The organism is Ethanoligenens harbinense YUAN-3, assembly GCF_000178115.2.
GTDB lineage: Bacteria > Bacillota > Clostridia > Oscillospirales > Ethanoligenentaceae > Ethanoligenens > Ethanoligenens harbinense.
In genome coordinates, this window is record NC_014828.1 from 1,821,592 (window position 1) to 1,840,364 (window position 18,773).

15 protein-coding genes and 2 pseudogenes are annotated in these 18,773 nt (G+C 51.4%); 10 read left to right on the plus strand and 7 right to left on the minus strand.

Features of this window, described 5'->3' with window-relative positions; all coding sequences use genetic code 11:
• Positions 1-6 precede the first annotated feature (6 nt).
• Genes ETHHA_RS08515 through ETHHA_RS08525 form a run of 3 tightly spaced genes read left to right on the plus strand, consistent with a single transcriptional unit; the run spans position 7 to position 1,131 of the window.
• Complete coding sequence (locus ETHHA_RS08515; RefSeq protein WP_013485574.1) at positions 7-726, plus strand: YetF domain-containing protein; 720 nt, start codon at positions 7-9, stop codon at positions 724-726.
• A 2-nt stretch (positions 727-728) separates the two neighbouring features.
• Positions 729-929 carry a hypothetical protein gene (locus tag ETHHA_RS15865; protein WP_013485575.1) on the plus strand — a complete coding sequence of 67 codons (201 nt, stop codon included), beginning with the start codon at positions 729-731 and terminating at the stop codon, positions 927-929.
• Positions 930-942: 13 nt separating this feature from the next.
• Positions 943-1,131: a DUF2383 domain-containing protein gene (locus ETHHA_RS08525; RefSeq protein ID WP_013485576.1), complete on the plus strand. Its 189-nt coding sequence runs from the start codon at positions 943-945 to the stop codon at positions 1,129-1,131.
• A 298-nt stretch (positions 1,132-1,429) separates the two neighbouring features.
• Here ETHHA_RS08525 and ETHHA_RS08530 read toward each other — a convergent pair whose 3' ends face one another.
• The gene (locus ETHHA_RS08530) at positions 1,430-2,131 is read right to left on the minus strand and encodes a class I SAM-dependent methyltransferase (protein ID WP_242822061.1); all 702 of its coding nucleotides are present in this window, start codon (positions 2,129-2,131) and stop codon (positions 1,430-1,432) included.
• A gap of 411 nt (positions 2,132-2,542) precedes the next feature.
• Between ETHHA_RS08530 and ETHHA_RS08535 the strand changes: the two genes are divergently transcribed.
• Positions 2,543-2,875 (plus strand): hypothetical protein, encoded by a 333-nt coding sequence (locus tag ETHHA_RS08535; protein ID WP_041686793.1) that lies wholly within the window; start codon positions 2,543-2,545, stop codon positions 2,873-2,875.
• Positions 2,876-3,032: 157 nt separating this feature from the next.
• Complete coding sequence (locus ETHHA_RS08540) at positions 3,033-8,675, plus strand: phosphodiester glycosidase family protein (protein ID WP_013485578.1); 5,643 nt, start codon at positions 3,033-3,035, stop codon at positions 8,673-8,675.
• 465 nt (positions 8,676-9,140) lie between these two features.
• Here ETHHA_RS08540 and ETHHA_RS08545 read toward each other — a convergent pair whose 3' ends face one another.
• Entirely contained in the window at positions 9,141-10,316 is a 1,176-nt protein-coding gene (locus tag ETHHA_RS08545) for an MFS transporter (protein ID WP_041687433.1), read from the minus strand.
• A gap of 159 nt (positions 10,317-10,475) precedes the next feature.
• On the opposite strand from ETHHA_RS08545, the gene ETHHA_RS08550 reads away from it, so the two are divergent.
• Positions 10,476-10,802 (plus strand): ArsR/SmtB family transcription factor, encoded by a 327-nt coding sequence (locus tag ETHHA_RS08550; RefSeq protein ID WP_013485580.1) that lies wholly within the window; start codon positions 10,476-10,478, stop codon positions 10,800-10,802.
• A gap of 106 nt (positions 10,803-10,908) precedes the next feature.
• On the opposite strand, the pseudogene ETHHA_RS08555 reads toward ETHHA_RS08550, so the two are convergent.
• A pseudogene (locus ETHHA_RS08555) lies at positions 10,909-12,429 on the minus strand (recombinase family protein); the annotation flags it as partial.
• A gap of 121 nt (positions 12,430-12,550) precedes the next feature.
• On the opposite strand from ETHHA_RS08555, the gene istA reads away from it, so the two are divergent.
• The 3 genes from istA to istB are packed head-to-tail and all read left to right on the plus strand — an operon-like array spanning position 12,551 to position 14,566.
• The gene (gene istA / locus ETHHA_RS16090; RefSeq protein WP_106919181.1) at positions 12,551-13,249 is read left to right on the plus strand and encodes an IS21 family transposase; all 699 of its coding nucleotides are present in this window, start codon (positions 12,551-12,553) and stop codon (positions 13,247-13,249) included.
• Positions 13,250-13,286: 37 nt separating this feature from the next.
• Positions 13,287-13,772 (plus strand): Mu transposase domain-containing protein, encoded by a 486-nt coding sequence (locus ETHHA_RS16095; protein WP_242822062.1) that lies wholly within the window; start codon positions 13,287-13,289, stop codon positions 13,770-13,772.
• Positions 13,769-14,566 (plus strand): IS21-like element helper ATPase IstB, encoded by a 798-nt coding sequence (gene istB, locus ETHHA_RS08565; protein WP_013484866.1) that lies wholly within the window; start codon positions 13,769-13,771, stop codon positions 14,564-14,566. Before ETHHA_RS16095 ends, istB begins: the two co-directional genes overlap by 4 nt.
• A gap of 47 nt (positions 14,567-14,613) precedes the next feature.
• Here istB and ETHHA_RS08570 read toward each other — a convergent pair.
• Both ETHHA_RS08570 and ETHHA_RS08575 read right to left on the minus strand, forming a co-directional pair.
• A pseudogene (locus ETHHA_RS08570) lies at positions 14,614-14,793 on the minus strand (Arm DNA-binding domain-containing protein); the annotation flags it as partial.
• A 1-nt stretch (position 14,794) separates the two neighbouring features.
• Complete coding sequence (locus tag ETHHA_RS08575) at positions 14,795-14,998, minus strand: helix-turn-helix domain-containing protein (RefSeq protein WP_041686795.1); 204 nt, start codon at positions 14,996-14,998, stop codon at positions 14,795-14,797.
• Between the two features lie 340 nt (positions 14,999-15,338).
• On the opposite strand from ETHHA_RS08575, the gene ETHHA_RS08580 reads away from it, so the two are divergent.
• Positions 15,339-15,848, plus strand: a complete 510-nt coding sequence (locus ETHHA_RS08580) for a helix-turn-helix domain-containing protein (RefSeq protein WP_013485582.1) — start codon at positions 15,339-15,341, stop codon at positions 15,846-15,848.
• 144 nt (positions 15,849-15,992) lie between these two features.
• Here the strand turns inward: ETHHA_RS08580 and guaA are convergent, their stop codons facing one another.
• Positions 15,993-17,525 (minus strand): glutamine-hydrolyzing GMP synthase, encoded by a 1,533-nt coding sequence (gene guaA, locus ETHHA_RS08585; protein ID WP_013485583.1) that lies wholly within the window; start codon positions 17,523-17,525, stop codon positions 15,993-15,995.
• A 90-nt stretch (positions 17,526-17,615) separates the two neighbouring features.
• A complete protein-coding gene (locus ETHHA_RS08590; RefSeq protein ID WP_013485584.1) occupies positions 17,616-18,764 on the minus strand; it encodes an FtsW/RodA/SpoVE family cell cycle protein in 1,149 nt (382 codons plus the stop codon).
• Between the last annotated feature and the right edge of the window lie 9 nt (positions 18,765-18,773).

An 18,773-nucleotide genomic window follows, 5' to 3' on the forward strand; every position in this document is an offset into this window, starting at 1 on the left:
GTATAAATGGACGGTATCTGGAATTCCACGCAGGATTTAAACGTATGGGGCTTTGCTATAAGAACACTGATTGTCGGTGCTATGCTATATGTTGCAAGCCGTTTTTTACCACACAGGTCGGGCGGGCAATATGCCGGTTTTGACTTTACTTTTTTCTGGATGATGGGTGGGCTTATTGCCTCACCACTTTTTGACTCCAAAATAAGCTTCACAAATACAATTATGACGGCGGCTACCATTTACCTTATGCATTATCTCATATCATTTATTGCGGTGAAATCAAGAACCTTTGCAAGAGTTGTGTTTGGAAAAGAAGAAATTCTTATATCAAAGGGACAGATACAGCGAAAAAATATGATGAAGAGCCTGTTCCCGATTGAGCTTCTGCTGGCCGGGCTTCGTGAGGTGGATGCTCCCAATATTGATGAAGTCGATACGGCGATGCTTGAGACAAGCGGCCGTGTGAGTGTGCTGAAAAAAACTGATCATATTCCCGTCACTCCCGCCGACTTGAATATTCCCGTAACCGGAGGAGGGCTTCCAAAAGTTTTAATCAACGATGGGAAAATTATAGATCAAAACCTCGAAGAAATAGGACACGACAGAAATTGGCTGATTGGTGAACTGAACCAGCAAGGGGCTATGGATGCTGAGGACATTTACCTTGCGACTATAGATGAAACGGGGAAAGTATATTGTTCTCTGAGGAAAAAGAAAGGAAGATAACATTGTTAACTGAACGGGAAATCATAAACAATGCTTTGAAAGAAATGTTGTTTATGGAAGATGTGGCCGCGCAAAAGATTGCACAGACCGCACAACAAATCACAATTCCTAACCTGCAAGGTATTTTAAATGGCATGGAAGCAGCCTCAAGGAGCAACATGCAGTCTATTTCTCAGAAAATGTCTGAAATGTCGATCTTCTGAAAGGAGGTGCCTTGTGAACAACAACTTGAATATGCTGCATGATTTACTGCAAACCGAGATAACAAACCAATCCATGTACAACAAGTACATGATGGATATCCAGAATCCGGAAATCAGGCAGATGTTTATGCAGATGCGGGATGGGAAAATGCAGCAGGTAACGCAGCTGCAGCAGGAAATAAAAAATTTCATGCGATCCTGAAAAATCCCTTTCTTGCATGGCGGATACAGTGTTCTTATAGAATTTGCAACCCGCAAATCCGCATAAATACAGGCAAAGTGAAAGACCGGCGATTCAAAATCGTCGGTCTTTTGCTGGCACCGGTGGCCCGTGACCCTGTGTATTCAAGAATCAATGGTAAATATATGAGGTAGATATCCAAATCATAGGGGAACGGTGTCGTGATAATAAGTAATTGCATCAAAAAGGCTGGGATACTTAATGAATGGAATATGGACAGTAAAAACATTGATTTTTCAGTCAAGTCTCTCAGTTTTGCTCATTTTGAAAAGGAGAGAATCGCCGAGCAAAATGATGCTTTTTTGAATTGCATAAAAGGAAATGCAGGCTTTAACATTTCCACGAAAAGGTATATCTCATCGGCATCCCAATGACTTCCGCTTTGTGCTTTACACTGCCTCATTTCCTTTGTTGTTTCAAAAGCAACATCTCCAATCAGTACTTTTCCACCAACAGATAGATGGCTAATTGATTCTTTAATTAGCCGAATTTTTTGAAAATCATTCAAATGATGAATCGCATATGTACAAACGATAAAGTCAAATGATTTATCAGAGAGAATGACAGGCAGCCCTTGCGTAAAATCATGCTGAACTAATACTGCATTCGGCATTTTCTGTTTTGCAATTTCAATCATCTTAGGTGAAAAGTCGATACCGCAAATCGAGCATTCCTCGTCATATGGTTTTTTTGACAAAATTCCCGTTCCAAAATCAATATCGAGAATATTTTTTCCATTCTCGCTTTTTACAATGTCATAGATTGTCCCTAATACTTTTCTATACCCAGCAAACGGGTATTCATTTGCTTCTTCGCTAAGGTTGACGCTTTTATCGTAGCCGTCTGCCCATAAATTAAACTCTTTACTATTCAGCACCAGCTTACCTCCTGTTCTATAAAATGCTTGCTGTTTGATATCTAACAATATATGGTATTTGGCAAACAAACTGGGAAGTTCCATAGGCACTTGCAGCTGCCCTGTTTACTCATAACGTACTTCTAAATCGCTTCGCAACGATTTAATAAAATTCCCCAATATTGGGTTTTCAAATCTTTCGCAGAAACTTTGCCGTTTCTGATTTGTCCTTATTCAAGATGAAACATACATGGACATGCATCGGCCACGTTTTTATAGGGAATAACGTATCCCCCTGGAATCAAGTAGCCAATACAACCTCGCTTACATCAAGTGTACCATTTTGGAGCTGAAATGGTAGAATCACCCTCACAAGCAATAAATCATCCCGGTTTTCTGCAATAAGTCGGTGTTCAATAATACAAGCCTTAGGTTTAAAAGCAGATTCCGGGTGATAGGAAGCTACGAACCTATCCATAAATTAAGGAATCATTGGTAGATATAGAAAAAGCTTCAATGGATTTAATCACTGCGACCGTGGCTCTTATTTATGTGCGGGTTTGCATCCCGCCAGCTACCAATTTTGAAAAACAGGTTTATTATCTTATCATGGCAAGTCTGGTCAAAAAAGATATGCGGGAAAAGCGCGTACGCAAAACGAAACACACCCCACAAAGTGAGGTGCGCGCCATGCCTGCGGTCAAAAAAGACAGCTACAGACCGCAACCGGTGAGAAGAACCTGCATTCCAAGCATAAGATCTATTCTTCTCATTTTACATCAGCAGCATCTTTCCGCAAACAATTTCGAGGATTTACACAAATGTGAATGGAAATTTACATGCCCATAACAATCATTACATAAAGTGGGTGGAACAACTTTTAAACTGGAAGGAAAATGATAAGGTGGCACGAAACAGCACCTTTCTTGTGCTTCTATTTTAATTTTACCCGGCAATGTCGGGTATACGAAAAACGCTGAATTAAAGAAAGAAGGCCAGTTCAGACATGAAAAAGAGGACGAAGAAAAAGTGGGCAGCGGCGGCAGTCGCGGCAGGGCTATGCATTGCACAGTTGCTGTCGTCGGCTTCTGTGTACGCCTTAGGTGCGATCGATATTCAGTCATCCGTATTCAAATCCGTAATTGATGAAGCAAAAACGACTATTTCACCCGGAGTCGGCCAAAAAACATTTACATACGTAGACAAAGGCGACGGCAACCGGGTCGCCTGCTATGAGACGGATGTGGATCTGTCTGGGAAAAACGCCTCTCTGGTCGTCGGCATGCCCAACGACGGGACGACTTTTGCCATGCAGTCCGTGCGTGACCAGGCGTCCGCCGCGATCAAAAACGGTAAAAATGTGGTAGCCGCCGTCAACGGCGATTTTTATAACATGGCCACTGGCGAACCGAACAGCCTCATTATCAAAGACGGTGTGGAACTGCACGCCACCAACAATTCCGGCGGTTTCTTCGGTATTAAAAAAGACGGCACCGCCGTCATCGGCGATGTCGCTACCTATAATCAAATCAAGGACGACCTGCAAGAGGCCATGAGCAGCAACACCTTGCTGGTGCAAAACGGCAAAATTGTGGGCAGCAGCACGGATCTGGAACCGCGCACAGCCGTCGGCATCCGTGCAGACGGCAGTGTGTTTTTCATCGTGATCGACGGCCGTCAAAGCCCCTATTCGGAGGGCATTACGCTGACCAATCTCGCCAAACTGATGTTGGACGACGGTGCGGTGCAGGCCGCCAATCTGGATGGCGGCGGTTCCTCCACATTTGCGACCAAAACGCCCGGCGACGACAGTCTGACGGTGAAGAATTCACCGTCAGACAATGATGAACGCCCGGTGGCGAACTCCTGGTTCATCGTTTCCAATGTTCAGCCGGATCACCAGTTTGCAAGCGCATATATCACCCAGCGCGACATGACTTACACACCCGGCACGACGGTGAACTTTACCGCGAAGGGTGTCGATAAAGACGGCTATTCCGCCACTCTGCCAGCCAACGGATTGACTTGGAGCCTTACGGATGCGTCGTACGGCTCCATTGATGCGGCTACCGGCGTTTTTCAGTCAAACGGCAAGACCGGCCAGGTGGGCATACAGCTTTCTTATAACGGTACGGTGGCCGACACGGCATACATAGAACTTGAACTGCCGGATACGTTTTCGTCCCCGCAGACCAGCGTGATTGTTCAGCCGGGCGACACCAACTCGCTTGGTCTTACGGCGACGTATCAGGGCCGCACCGTGCACTTTTCCGCGTCGGATGTGACGTGGACCATTCCGAACAATCTGGGCACGGTTAACGGCGATAACGCGTTTGTTGCAGGTTCCGCCACAGGAAGTGGCGATGTTACCATCGCGTTTAACCACACGAATCTTTCCGTTACTCTCCATGTCCAGGTTGGGCAAGACCCGGTCGTGGTCGAGGACTGCGAAGAGTTGACGGATGACGCTACCGCACAGTCGCTTTGGACCTCCACGCCCGGTAAACGCGGCGAAAAAATCAGCGTGGGTGCCAGCAGCTATCCTGATTCGCCTGTGCGGTTTGGCAACCACGCCGCGCGGGTGGATTTTGATTTCACCGGTGCGCAGTCCCAGACGACCCTGATTGCTTATGCCGGACCAAAAACCGTAACGAAAAGTGCGTCGGGCTCGCCAACAAGCATCGGCGTTTGGGTTTACGGTACGCCGGAAACGCAGGGTATGTGTCTCTGGTTTGGCCTTGTGGACGGAAATGGAAAAAATTTCGGCGTTTATATGCCGCCAGAGGCCGGTGAGCCGAGCATCGCAAATCTGGGGCAAATCTATTGGGAAGGCTGGAAATATGTCAGTTGCCCCATTAACACAACGCTGCATCCCGGTCCCTACACGCAACAGGGCGGCGGATATGCCGCCGGTATTATCTCGTTGCATTCCGGCATGGCGGGTGGCGGCCCGATGACCAAGGGCAGCATCTACTTTGATAACTTCCGTTTTGTCTATGGAACAGCCAACGATGACTTGACCGCGCCGGTTATCGACTCAGTGAATGTGGACGGCAAAACATACAACACGTCCTCCGTCAGCATTACGACGGCCATTCACGACGTGGTCGAGGCAAATGAGAGCGGCATCAACTGGGATCGCAACCGCATCTGGGTGGACGGCGTGGAGTATACCAATGTCGCCGGCCATTACTCGTACGACAAAGACGGCACGTTCACCCTTTCCGGCTACAAATGGGCGGATGGCGTGCACCATGTGCATCTGTCCATCCAGGACAATTTCGGCAACGAGACGGACAAGGACGCCTACTTTACCGTAAACACCGGCAACGGCACCGGCGTCTCGCTGGCGCCGCTGGGCGCGAGCGCACCGCTGGGCGGCACCTACTCCTTAGCGCTGAACGCGGACGACCTGTCCAACGTCACGGGCGCAACGGCCACCGTCAACATCGGCACCGGTTTCCCGGTCACGGGCGTGGATTTTGCCGCCAGCGCCGCCGGCAGCACGTATCAGTATGACGCCTCCACCGGCAACGTGACGCTCAATCTCACAAACACCGGCGCGGCCAAAGGCGCGGGCACGCTGGCAACCATCCATGTGTCGGTGCCGGCCGGCACCGCGCAGGGAACGTCGATTTCCTACGGCATCACCGGTGGCACCGCGACCTATGCCGCCGCGCAGGGCGACAGCTTCAACGGTACCTTTGCCAGCACGTCCGGTACCGTTCCGGTTTCCGCCGGGCTGACCGTCTCGGTCGGGCAGATGGTTGTGGGCGCGAACGGGCAGATTTCCGTCACGACGGCGGACGGTAAGCCCGCCACGGGCGCGGACGTGTCTTTCACGCCCGCCGGCGGCTCCGCAGAGGACCTCGGCGTTACCGACGCAAACGGCAATTTGTCCAACGCCGCACCCACTCAGCAAGCACAGAAATTCACGCTTTCCGCGCAGCTTGGCGCAGCGTACAGCTTCCAGACGGCGGGGCAGTCGTTCAACCCGCAGAAGAGCGCCGCGCCCGCCAACCTGCTGGCCGGTTCCACACAGGACCCGACCACCGAAAAAACATTCACCTGGATGACCAACCCGCTGCAAGGCAACGATCAGGCAATCATGCAGGTGGCCAAACAGGATGATTACACCAAAAACGGAGATAGCGCCTTTACCAATTACACCGGTACCCGGCAGCTCATCACTTACTCCGCTGACAGCAGCGCCATCAAGCTCAGCTCGGTCACGGCAACCGGCCTGACCCCCGGTACGACCTATGCCTACCGCGTGGGCGACGGCGCCAACTGGTCCGATGTGCGCAGCTTCACCACGCTGACGCCGGACGACTCGAATCTCACCTTCAACGTATTCGGCGACACGCAGGTGACGGACGCCAGCGGCCTGAACGATTACAGCCAGTTCCTCACCGATATTGAAACCGCGGCGACCAAATCCGACTTTGCCATCCATGTAGGCGATTTCACCGACGACCAGACCATTTTCAATGAGATGGATATCACCGCCAATATGCTCAGCGCACACTCAATCTTTGATTCTATCGACACCATCCACGTAATGGGCAACCACGAGCTTCAGGGCGACGACGGCACGAAGTCCGCCGCCATCCTCGGCATGCCTAATACAAACGGACCGGCGTGCGATAAAGCGGGCACCTACTCGGTCGACTACGGCAACATGCACATCGCCGTGCTGGGCTGGACGGACAGCGTGGATGTGATGAACCAGAAACTGAACTGGCTGCGGCAGGACATGAAAGCTACCCAAAAGACCTGGAAAATCATCGCGCTGCACCAGCCTGCTTTCAACAAAAACCCGGCGGACAGCGCGACCTTAATCTACGACACGCTGCCGCAGGTATGCGACGAGCTGGGCGTGGACCTTGTGTTCAACGGCCATGATCACTCCTACGGCCGCACCTATCCCATCTATAACAAAACGCCTGTGACCACCAATCCCACCAACTGCAACAACGGCACCGTCTACATCGCCGCCGGCCACACCGGAGACAAAACGTACGACATCGACCCGGTCTATCCCAACGCTTTCGTCACCTATCAACAGGAGGCCAACAAGGACGATAAGGTCTACCTCACCTGCACGGTGAACAACAACAAGATGCACATTGCCGTGAAGGATTCCGAAAACGGCCTGACGACCGACGACGTGACGCTGACCGCCCATCAGGCGGACAAGACCGCGCTGCAGTCGGCCATCACCGGTGCGCAGGCGCTGCACGACGCGGCCGTGGCCGGCAACCACGAGGGCAACTATCCGCAGAGCGCTATTGGTGCGCTTCAAACCGCGCTGGATGCCGCGAACGCGGTGAACAGCGACGTCAACGCCACGCCGGAGGGCGTGGCCGCGGCTGTGACCGCGCTGAACACGGCAACGGCCGCATTCCAGAGCGCGGTCGTGACCGTAAACCGCACGCAGTTGAACGCGCTGGCGGCCAGCGCCGCAAAGCTCGACACCACGAAATACACGCCTGACAGTTGGAAACCGTTTGGCGCCGCGCTGAGCGCCGCGCAGACGTTGCTGGCCGGCCACCCCAGCCAGAGCGAGATCGACGACGCGTTCACCGCGCTGTTGACGGCCGAAAACGGGCTGGTGTTTGCGGCGGACAAATCCGCGCTGCAGCAGCTGGTCGACGCATCGAAGAACACGGATACGTCGGACGACAAGCCCGCGCGCGTGCAGGCCCTAACCGATGCGCTGACCGCCGCGCAAAAGGTGCTGGACGACCCAGACGCCACGCAGGCCGATGCGGACAGCGCGTTCACGACCCTGCTGCAGGCGCTGACCAACCTGCAGGAGATCGCGGACCGCACCGACCTTAATGCCCTGATTGCTACCGTGCAGGCGTTCGACGGCGGCAAATACACCAAAGCAAGCTGGCAGGCGCTTCAAACGGCGCTGACCGCCGCCCAGGCGGCCACCGCCAACTTGGACAACGATGCGTCTGATATCCAGACCGCCTACAACAATCTGTCGGCCGCGGCGACCGCGCTGGTTCCTATCGCCAACAAGGCCTCGCTGAACAACTCCATCGCGCTGGCAAGCCAGATCCTTGCCGACGCGGACAGTTACGCACCCGCCACGTTGAGCGGCCTTTCCGACCTCGTGGCGCAAGCCAAGGCCGTGCAGGCGCAGGATGACGCCACACAGGACGCGGTGAACAGCACGGACAGCGCGCTGATTGGCGCACTCGCCAAGGTGCGTGTCAAAGCGAATAAGACCGAGTTGACCACGCTGGTAAACACGGCGTCAAATCTGACGCTGGCCCAATATACCGCGGCGAGCGCAGAAAAGCTCCGGCAGGCGTTGACGGCGGCCGAAGCGGCGCTTGCGGATGAAAATGTCACGCAGGACGCGGTCAATACGCTGACGGCCAATCTGCAAAGCGCGGTGAACGGCCTGGTGCTCACCGCGACCGGGTATGCGACGGCATCGTCTGCTGCCTCATCCGCTTCTGGCACAACTTCGGCCGCTTCTTCCGCCGCCTCATCCTCCGGCTCGAACGCGGCCAGCCCGAAAACGGGCGCCGCGCAGGCGGCTGCGCTGCCGGCCGTCGCGGCAGGTCTCGCGGGCGTATGCGGCATCGTCATCGTGCTGTTCCGCCGTCGGAAAAGGGGAAACCGGTAATCCAAAGAATTTGACCGCATAACGGGTCTCAAACTCGACATCCTGTCAAAAATCCCGCCGTCCACTCCTAAAGAGCGAACGGCGGGATTTTTTTGCAGTTTTTTGCAAAAGCGCCTCGAACCGACGCATGTAGTCATCAAGCGCAGCACGAGCCGCGTTAAAATCCGCAACAGTCGGGGGACAGGCATCGGTCTCGACGGCTCCGGATACTTTTAGGCGGACTGTTCGGTACTCGAAAAACTTCTCATGAAAATGTGGGTAATTGCGGCCTGAGGAGATAATTTCCCATCTCGTCGCGCTGGGCGGTGTAATCAAAGCCAGCAGTTCAACTGGTGGTTTTGATTGCCTGTTCAACGACAAAAAAGATATAGCGTAATCGCGGGCACTGCCCGCTGGGAAGTGTGGTCATGAAAGATGAGAACAAGGCACGAACGGGAGCAAAGGAATGAACGCATCATCACTCGATTAGTTATGCTTCGCTTTACTCTCCAAATGATCGTTGATCAAAAGCATACTCAGTAAAAGCGTGACTGCAAGTGCGACTCCATAAACCAAGAACAATTTATCAATAGCCATAATTGGAATCATTTTTCCACCGATGGCAGTTCCGATGCCTCCACCGCCCATAAAACAAAAGGCTACCAGCGACATGGCGACTCCGCGCGCCTTTTGTGCAAATCCCGTGGCTCTCATGAGCAAAGTGGAGTGAGTGAAAATAAAACCAAGGCCAAGCAATGCGATTCCGATCACAAGAAGCACAAGCTGTTTTCCAAAGAGGTAGAGAATCATATCTGCGGCCGACGCCGACAGCAGGCCGATCATAACCAGCTTTTTAGCACCTGTTTTTTTTACGATCTTTCCGCTGAGCCTGCCGCCAATGACCGTCATAATGCCGAAAGCCGTCATAATCAGGCCAATATAAAAGTAGTTAAACCCATACGTCTTGGAAATAAACGCTCCGGCATAGGAGAAGCTGCCCACAATAAACATGCCTTCCAACAGAACAACGATATAAGTAAACAGGCTTTTCGATGTGCTCAGCAGTTTGAAATAAGGTGCAAAAATCTTACTGTCTGGATGTTTTTCGGATGGTAACGCCTTATAATTCTTAATCAGCAATACGGTAGGAACGAAAGCAAAAATTGCATATAAAAAGAACACACCCCGCCAATTCAGAAAATACGCGATTGTACCGCCAATCGCCATGCTGAGCCCCTGGCCGAGAAATGAAATCCCCATAAAGGCTCCGATGGCTCCCTGCCTTTCGTTGACCGGAAAAACGTCGCCGATCAAAGCAAGCGAAATCGGCATTACAGAAGCCGCAAACATTCCTGTCAACGCCCTGAAAATTGCGAGGCTAGTTATATCATAGCCCAATGCACAAAGTCCTGCAGACAGGGCAAACATCGCAACAGAGAATGTAATTACCTGCTTTTTCCCGAAACGGTCGGCCAACGGACCAAAAACCAGCTGGAAAAAGCCAAAAGGTATCATGTAAGCCGTTATCAGTAACCCTGCCCGTGCAATATCCACGTGAAGATTCTGTGAAATGGCTGGAAGTATGGGGGATACCACCCAATTATCAGCCATCACAATAAATCCCGCAAGCCCGAGCAACAAAACAATGCTGTTCTTTTTCATAAAAGGCATCTACCCTTCCGTTCACCTTGACACATCGCAAATACTATATTAGAATATTATAATATAATTATATTACTAAATCTCAAAATGTCAACAAAAACCTATTGACAATATTTTTGAAGAACTTTATGCTCATAGCAGGTAAAGGAGTGGAGCAATATGACTCGTGAAGAACCATATGTGAAGATATATAAGGCACTCGCCCATCCCATCCGAGTCAAAATTGTGAAGCAGTTATTGGATGGGCCGCTATGTGTCTGTGTCTTGAATGAGGATGTGGAATTCAGCCAGTCAAACCTATCGCAGCATTTGAGGATACTCAAAGACGCCGGCATTCTTCAATCTGAAAAGGATGGCCTTCGGATTCTTTACAGTATCAAGGATGATGAGATTAAGAATCTTCTAAAAATTACCGAAAAAATCATTAAAAATCAGTTTGATCAGATTCAAAGGCAATTTGCGGAGCAAACAGGATCGGAGTCTTAATGACTCTGAGCGGGCCTTTTTCGATTTTTTAGAGACAAACTTTTCTTATGTACACTATATATGCTGTTTTGAAACCATAGAAAACGCAAAAACTCCACGTGCGGGTTCAGACCCTAACACATGGAGTTTTTGTGGTGGGTGTGGTCAAAAAGGATATAACGTAATCGCGGGCACAGAGCAAAACGCCCTCCACATAAGTGAAGGGCGCGTCTTGTCCGCAGGCACAAAGCAAAACTGGTGCAGCTTGTGCGACCAAATCCGAACCCTGTACTTCCGCATAGGTAAGCGTCTTTGCGCCATCTTTGTAGTTGAACGTCAACACGATCTTGTTATCATACAGGTAAATGGCGTTGATGAAGCTGTCGATCAGGCGTTGACGCTGTGCCTGTTTAGTTACGTCCATCTCCCGGAATTTATGGAGCCAGAACGTGATCTGATCCCGGGTTAGAACCGGCTTTTGCATTTCCTCCTGTAAAATGCTGACTTCCAATTTGCCTTTGGCTTCTTCCAACTCGTCCAGCCGCTTCTTGGTGGAGGGTGTCAGGATGCCCTGTTGGATGGCATTGAGCATGTTCTGGATACCGCGCTCCGCCTCTGCAAGCTGCTGCTTCAAAAGAGGGAGCGTCGTGTTCTCCCGGCGCTGCAAATCCATCACCATGTCCGTGATGCGCCCGATCACCGCATCATCAAACAGCAACTTCATGGTCTGCTCGACCACCAGATTTTCAATCCACTCTTTGTGGACGGTCTTCTTGGGGCAGCCCTTGCGCCTTTTTGCGGTTACGCACTTGTAGTAATGGTGAACCTCGCTGGTATGGCTTGTTCCGCTCTCACCTACAATAAAGGCCCCGCAGTGCCCGCAATGGAGCTTGGTTGTTAAAAGATATGCATCCTCGGCCTTGTAGCGGGCCGGGGCTTTTTTATTCTTCGCCAACCGTTCCTGCACCCGGTCAAACAGCTCTTTGGGAACGATGGCGGGGATGCTGCCCGGCTGCACAATGTCCCGGTAACGGTATTCCCCTATGTAGCGGCGATTCTTCAACAGGCGGTCTACGCAGTCAATCCGCATCGGGCGGTTGCGGTAGGAGTGGATGCCTTTTTCATTCAGCCATTTTACAATACCCACGATGGTATCGCCTTCGGCATAGCGTCGAAATGCCTCCTGCACCACCGGCGCGGTCAGCGGGTCGATCTGGAAGTGCTGCTCTTGGTCGATAGTGTAGCCAATGGGCAGCCCACCGCCGTTATACCGGGCCTTGAGGGCGTTCTCCGTCAGACCACGAACCACCTTTTCCGAAAGCTCGGCGGAGTAGTACTCGGCATACCCCTCCAGCATGGATTCCAGAATAATGCCCTCTGCCCCCTCGGAGATGTTCTCCTTGGCGGATAACACCCGAATACCGTTCTTTCGCAGCACCATTTTATAGTGCGCGGAATCGTACCGGTTGCGGGCAAAGCGGTCAAGCTTCCAGACAATCACCGCTTCAAAAAGCTGTTTGGTGCCGTCTTTGATCATGTGCTGGAATTCGGGCCGGTGGTCGGTTTTGGCGGAGAGCGCCCGGTCAATATAGCAATTTAGAATCGTAATATCGTTCTTCTCCGCATATTCTTTGCACTCTCGGATCTGTCAGCGCCAGTGATAAAATGAAGAAAAACGCCGGTCAAAAAATGTAGGTTTGCAGCGGAAAGGGATGCAATATGGTACACTCAAATCTGTCTGTTAAGCAGCAGGCGGAAAGGGTGTCAAAATGGAAGGAGCAAACCGGATGGATATCCGAAGCGACCGGCAAAAAGGACTGAGCTACACAGAGATAGCGCGCAAGTACAACATTGACCCGAGGACGGCGAAGAAATACGCCGAGAGCGAGGCGCGACCGGTATACAGCCTGAGCGCAACGAAGCCGTCGAAGCTGGACCCCTACAAGGAGCAGATAACGGTATGGCTGGAGGAAGCGCCGTACTCAGCGGAGCGGATACTGGAGAAAATTCAGGAGCAGGGCTTCGAGGGTGGGCACAGCATCGTGCGGGAATACGTGCGAAACAAGAAGGAACAGTTGGACGAGAAAGCAACGGTGCGGTTTGAAACGATGCCGGGACTTCAAGGGCAGATGGACTGGGCGTTTTTTGAGGATCACACCGTGCCGGAGGATGGGAAGCTGAAAAAGCTGTACTGTTTTCTGTTCATTTTGGGGTACTCGCGGACACGGTACATAGAGTTTGTGACCAACATGAGTACCAACACTCTGATCCGCTGCCATGCCAACGCGTTCCGGTATTTAGGCGGTTACCCGGAGGAAATTCTGTATGACAACATGAAGCAGGTCGTCATCAAACGGCTGCTGAAGCAGGAAGACAGTACCCTCAACCGGCAGTTTGAGGATTTCGCCGGATTCTATGGGTTCAAGCCATGTGCTGTGCCGGCCATACCGAGGCCAGACAAAGGGTAAAATAGAGCGCACGGTACAGTTCGTACGGGATAATTTCATGATTGGCATCAAGTACTCTTCACTTGACGACCTCAATGGCCAGGCCCTCGCATGGTGTAATAAGGTCAATGGGAAAGTCCACGCCACAACAAATGAAATTCCCTTCGAGAGACTAAAAAAAGAGGGCCTTAACCCTCTTAAACGTGAATATATCATCGACAAAATCAATCTGCGCCGGGTACAAAAAGACTGCCTCATCTCGTACGGCGGTAATCAGTATTCCGTGCCATCGGAATACGCCGGCGAAGATGTGGCAGTCGTAGCATTGGACAACGTGCTTGCTGTCTACTATGAAGGAAAGCAAATTGCCCTGCACCGAATATCCTACCAGAAAAAAGACATGGTCGTCAATGCCCATCATTATCGCAGGCTGACCGTCAAGCAATCCTTTGATACAGAAAACACCCTGCTGGACGGCGACAGTGTCATCGACCTTCCTATCCAACAACACGATTTGAACCGGTATGACGAGGTGCTGCTATGACGGAACTGACGATGGAACGTCTCAGGGAAAACCTCGAAAGCCTTAAGATGAAAAACACGCTGGAGATATTGGACAATTATCTTGAAAGAGCTGTAAAGGACGAACTCAACGTTGTAGATGTGCTCGACCATATCTTTGCCGAGGAAGCATTGTCAAAACGGCGACGCGCCTATGAAAAGCAGGTGCAAATGTCCGGATTTCCCATCAAAAAAACGTTGGAGGATTTTGATTTCAGTTTCCAGCCCTCCATTGACAAGCGCCAGATTGAAGAACTGGCTACCATGCGTTTCCTTGAAAACGGAGAGAATATCGTCTTCCTCGGCCTGCCCGGTGTGGGCAAGACCCATTTGGCCTCAGCACTGGGGCTGGTTGCCGCCAAGCATCGATTCTCCACCTATTACATCAACTGCCACACCCTAATTGAGCAGCTCAAAAAGGCTCATTTTGAGAATAGACTACCGGACAAGCTCAAAACTCTGGGCAAGTACAAAATGCTCATTATTGACGAAATTGGCTATCTCCCGATGGATATTCAGGGGGCGAATCTGTTTTTTCAACTGATTGCGAGACGTTATGAGAGAGTCTCCACGATCTTTACCTCCAATAAGACCTTTTCCCAATGGAATGAGATCTTCGCCGACGTCACTATCGCCTCTGCAATCCTAGACCGTGTTTTGCACCACTGCACCGTTGTCAATATCAAGGGTGAGAGCTATCGCCTTAAAGAGCGAAAGGAGTACATGAAGCAGAAGCAGCACATCGTCAACACCCTTTTCGAGCAGGGCCAAAACTAATTTTTCAACATTTCCTTACCGCTGTTTTCATGCATTTTTTAACTGGCGAAAACCTGCAAATTCAAATCGGCGTTGACAGTCTTTTGCAACTGTTCGCGCTCCCACGCGAGTGCTTCCCACTTGGTCAAAAAGCCGCGTTTGCTGCTCTGCTTGCGTCCTCCCTTCCAGTCGGTGTAGCGATAAATCACGCGCCAAGTATTGTTACTGGAATCCTTGTACACTGCCATCCTATTTGCTTCCTTTCGCTGCGCCGGTATTTTCACCGTAGCAGAGCTTTTCTACAAAATATTGCCTGCTAACTCTGCCAGAAACGGTGAGATACCCCATTCTTTTGAGTTCGTCGTTCAACTGATGTACGATTTTATAGGCATAGGATTTGGAAACGCCTAATTCCTCTGCAACCTCGCCAACGGTCATGAATGTACTCCCCATGAAATTTCCCCTTTCTATTATGTGGCCTCGCCGCTCTCTCCAATGCAGCTTCCTGACAGGCAACCTTTTTTGCGCTGTGCCGTTTTTTCTCCTTGGCACGCTCGCTTACTCCGTAAGGTTATCGCCTGCTTCGCCGGAAGGTAACTGCTCGGACGGTCATTTAATTGTCTGTGTTAAACTTTTATGTTTAACACCTTCCTCTATTTTACTAAGCATATAAGTTTATGTCAAGTGGTTTAGCCAAGGATATTTAACTTTTTTGTTTAACAATTATTGACTCCACTTAAACATCTATGTTATACTGACTGCATGAATAAAATGCAGACTGGAGTTGGCTGCTATGGCAATCGGTGAGAGAATCCGATTTATTCGCAATCTGCGGGGTATGACCCAAAAATGGCTTGGCATGGCGATCGGTTTTGATAAAAGAACCGCTGATGTGCGTGTGGCGCAATATGAAGCCGGTACAAGAACACCGAAGGGAAATCTGGTCGAGTCGATTGCCAGAGCACTGGATATACGCCCTCAGGCACTTACTGTGCCTGATATAGACACATATATTGGGTTAATGCATACTTTTTTTGCTTTAGAGGACATGTATGGCTTTGAGCCGGACATATGCGACAATCAACTTTGTATTGTTCTTAAGCAACACACAGACAATCAATCCGTTGTTGACAATCTCCAATTGTGGTATAAAGAAGCACAAAAGCTACGAAAGGGAAAAATCACGAAAGAGGATTATGACGCTTGGCGCTACACCTTTCCTAAAATGGAAGCAGAACGCTCCAGGGCACAGTTGGATGCGATACGGGCCAAGCGGAACGCCCATCCAGGCGAAGAGAAATAAAGACATAGAAAAAGAGCGAACTGACAGAAAATCAGTTCGCTCTTTTTCTATGAATAATGGAGCTTATGTTGCCAAACCGTTGCCACAGAGCTTCACAGATTCCCGCGAAGCCGCTTCAGCACTGGGTTTGTACAGATCACCAGATTATTCCCACTCAATGGTTGCAGGCGGCTTGCTGGTAATATCATATACCACACGATTGATACCTTTTACCTCATTGATGATGCGATTGGAGATGGTATCCAGCACTTCATACGGGATACGCGCCCAGTCTGCCGTCATAAAATCGCTGGTTGTCACACCACGCAGAGCCAATGTGTAGTCATAGGTACGCCCGTCGCCCATCACACCCACCGAGCGCATATCGGTCAGCACGGCAAAATACTGGTTGATGTCGCGCATCAGCCCCGCGTGGGCAATCTCATCGCGGAACACGGCATCCGCATCCCGCAGAACGTCCAGTTTTTCTTTTTTAATTTCGCCGATGATCCGAATGGCAAGGCCCGGTCCCGGGAATGGTTGCCTCCAGACCATATAATCCGGTAGGCCCAGTTCCAGACCCAGTGCGCGCACTTCATCCTTAAACAGTAAGCGCAGCGGCTCCACAATCTCTTTAAAACGGACATGCTCCGGCAAGCCGCCCACATTGTGATGGCTCTTGATAGTCGCCGCATCGCCAAGACCGGATTCGATAACATCCGGATAGATCGTTCCCTGCGCCAAAAAATCGACTGCGCCGATCTTATTGGCCTCATCCTCAAATACACGGATGAATTCCTCACCGATGATCTTGCGTTTTCGTTCAGGGTCGCTTACGCCCTGCAATTTTTCCAAAAACCGTTCTGCAGCATCCACGCGGACAAACTGGATATCCCGTCCCTGAAATGCCTGATCGACTTCATCGCCCTCATTTTTGCGCATCAGGCCGTGGTCTACAAAAATACAGGTAAGCTGTCTGCCTACCGCGCGCGACAAAAGCGCCGCCGCCACCGCCGAATCCACACCTCCGGAAAGCGCGAGCAATACACGCCCATGTCCGATCTTTTCTTTTAATTCCGCCACGGTGGTTTTGGCGTAGTCCCCCATCGTCCAGTCGCCCACACATCCACAGACCTCAAACAGGAAATTCCGAATGATCTCCTGCCCCTTTTCGGTATGCAGCACTTCCGGATGGAACTGCACACCATAGAACCGGAGGTGCGTGTTCTCAATGGCAGCCACAGGGCAGTTACGAGACTTGGCGATCACATGGAACCCTTCTGGTAATTGTTCCACATAATCGCCGTGGCTCATCCAGGTCGTAATGGTAGAGGCCAAGCCGTGAAACAACGGGCTGGCTGTATCAAGGTCGGTAGCCGTCCGGCCGTATTCCCGCCCACCGGCGGCGGCTACCCGTCCGCCAAGCGTCTGCACCAGCAAATGAATTCCGTAGCAAATGCCCAAAACCGGGACACCCAGCGTGAAAACGCCCGGGTCGCAGAGGGGCGCGCCCTCCGCATATACGCTGCTCGGCCCGCCCGTAAAAATGATCCCTGCCGGATGCAGCGCCCGAATCTCATCCAGCGGCAGATCGTGTGGACGCACCTCACAATACACCCCGCATTCGCGCACGCGGCGTGCGATCAACTGATTATACTGCCCGCCAAAATCCAAAACCAGCACAAACTGATGCTCCATGCAATACCCTCCGTTTTTCCTTCCCATCGCCGGGCAAAAAACAGCCCGCCGCCACATTCCGGCAGGTGCCCGGCCAGACATTGTTTGCCGCTAATCTTCTTTTCCTGCAAATATTTCATTCTTGCGGTGTATGTACACCGACAGTGCCAATCCTATCAGCCAGTAAGACGCGATCATCGAGGAACCACCCGCGCTGAAAAACGGCAGTGTGATCCCGATGACCGGTAAAACCATCAACACCATGCCCACATTGATAAAAATCTGCATGGCAAACGCCGAAAACACCCCGATACAGATCATAGAACCCGCAGGGTCTTTGGACATCCGTACATATCGAAGCAGACGCACCAGCAACACCAGGAACAACAGCAAAATCACAATGCACCCGATAAAACCGAGTTCCTCCCCGGCGACTGCAAAGATCATATCGTTCTGCCGCTCGGGCAGCTGCCCGCTGATGGGTGACTGCGTGCGCGGCCCGTGGAACAGCCCATATCCCCACAGTTCTCCGGAACCAATGGCACTGCGTCCATACAATTGCTGGAGCGACACATCCTTCAAGCTGCTGTTTTCCGGATCGAACAACGCAAGGATACGGTGCCGCTGCGTATTTCCGAATACTTTGCTCCAGATGATCGGCGTCCCCGCAAGCAGACAGACGGCGCCCAACGCAAAATAGCGCAGCTGCGTGCCGGACGCAAACAGCATAAACACAAATATGCCCGCGAACACGAACGCCATGCCCATATCCTGCTGCACCACGATGATGCCGATGGGCACCATGGCGTGCAGAACCAGCAGGATCACATTAAGCGGAGAAGTCAGCCGGTCCTTCACGGTATCAAAATGCTTTGCGAATGTCAGGATAAAGCACAGCTTCACAAATTCCGCCGGCTGCACGGTCGTAAAGCCCAGATTGATCCAGGACAGATCGGCAGAGCCCGAAACCGTATATGGATGCACATAAGGCAGCAACAGCGCAACCACGCCCGCCACAGCCGCTACTTTCCACCAGTTGAGCATGTCGTGATAATCGATACGTGAAATAACCACCATACCCGCGATGCCGATCACAATACAGAGGATCTGCATGACCATGGTCCTGGATGAGGTGTGGGTGGCATTCGTGGCGCTCAGCACCAGCACCAGCCCATAAACGGACGCCAGGATCGCCGCAAACATCAGCACCAGATCCGTCTGCCGGAGATAGCGCCCGATGGCACGAAAAACATTGCGCATTCTTTTCAC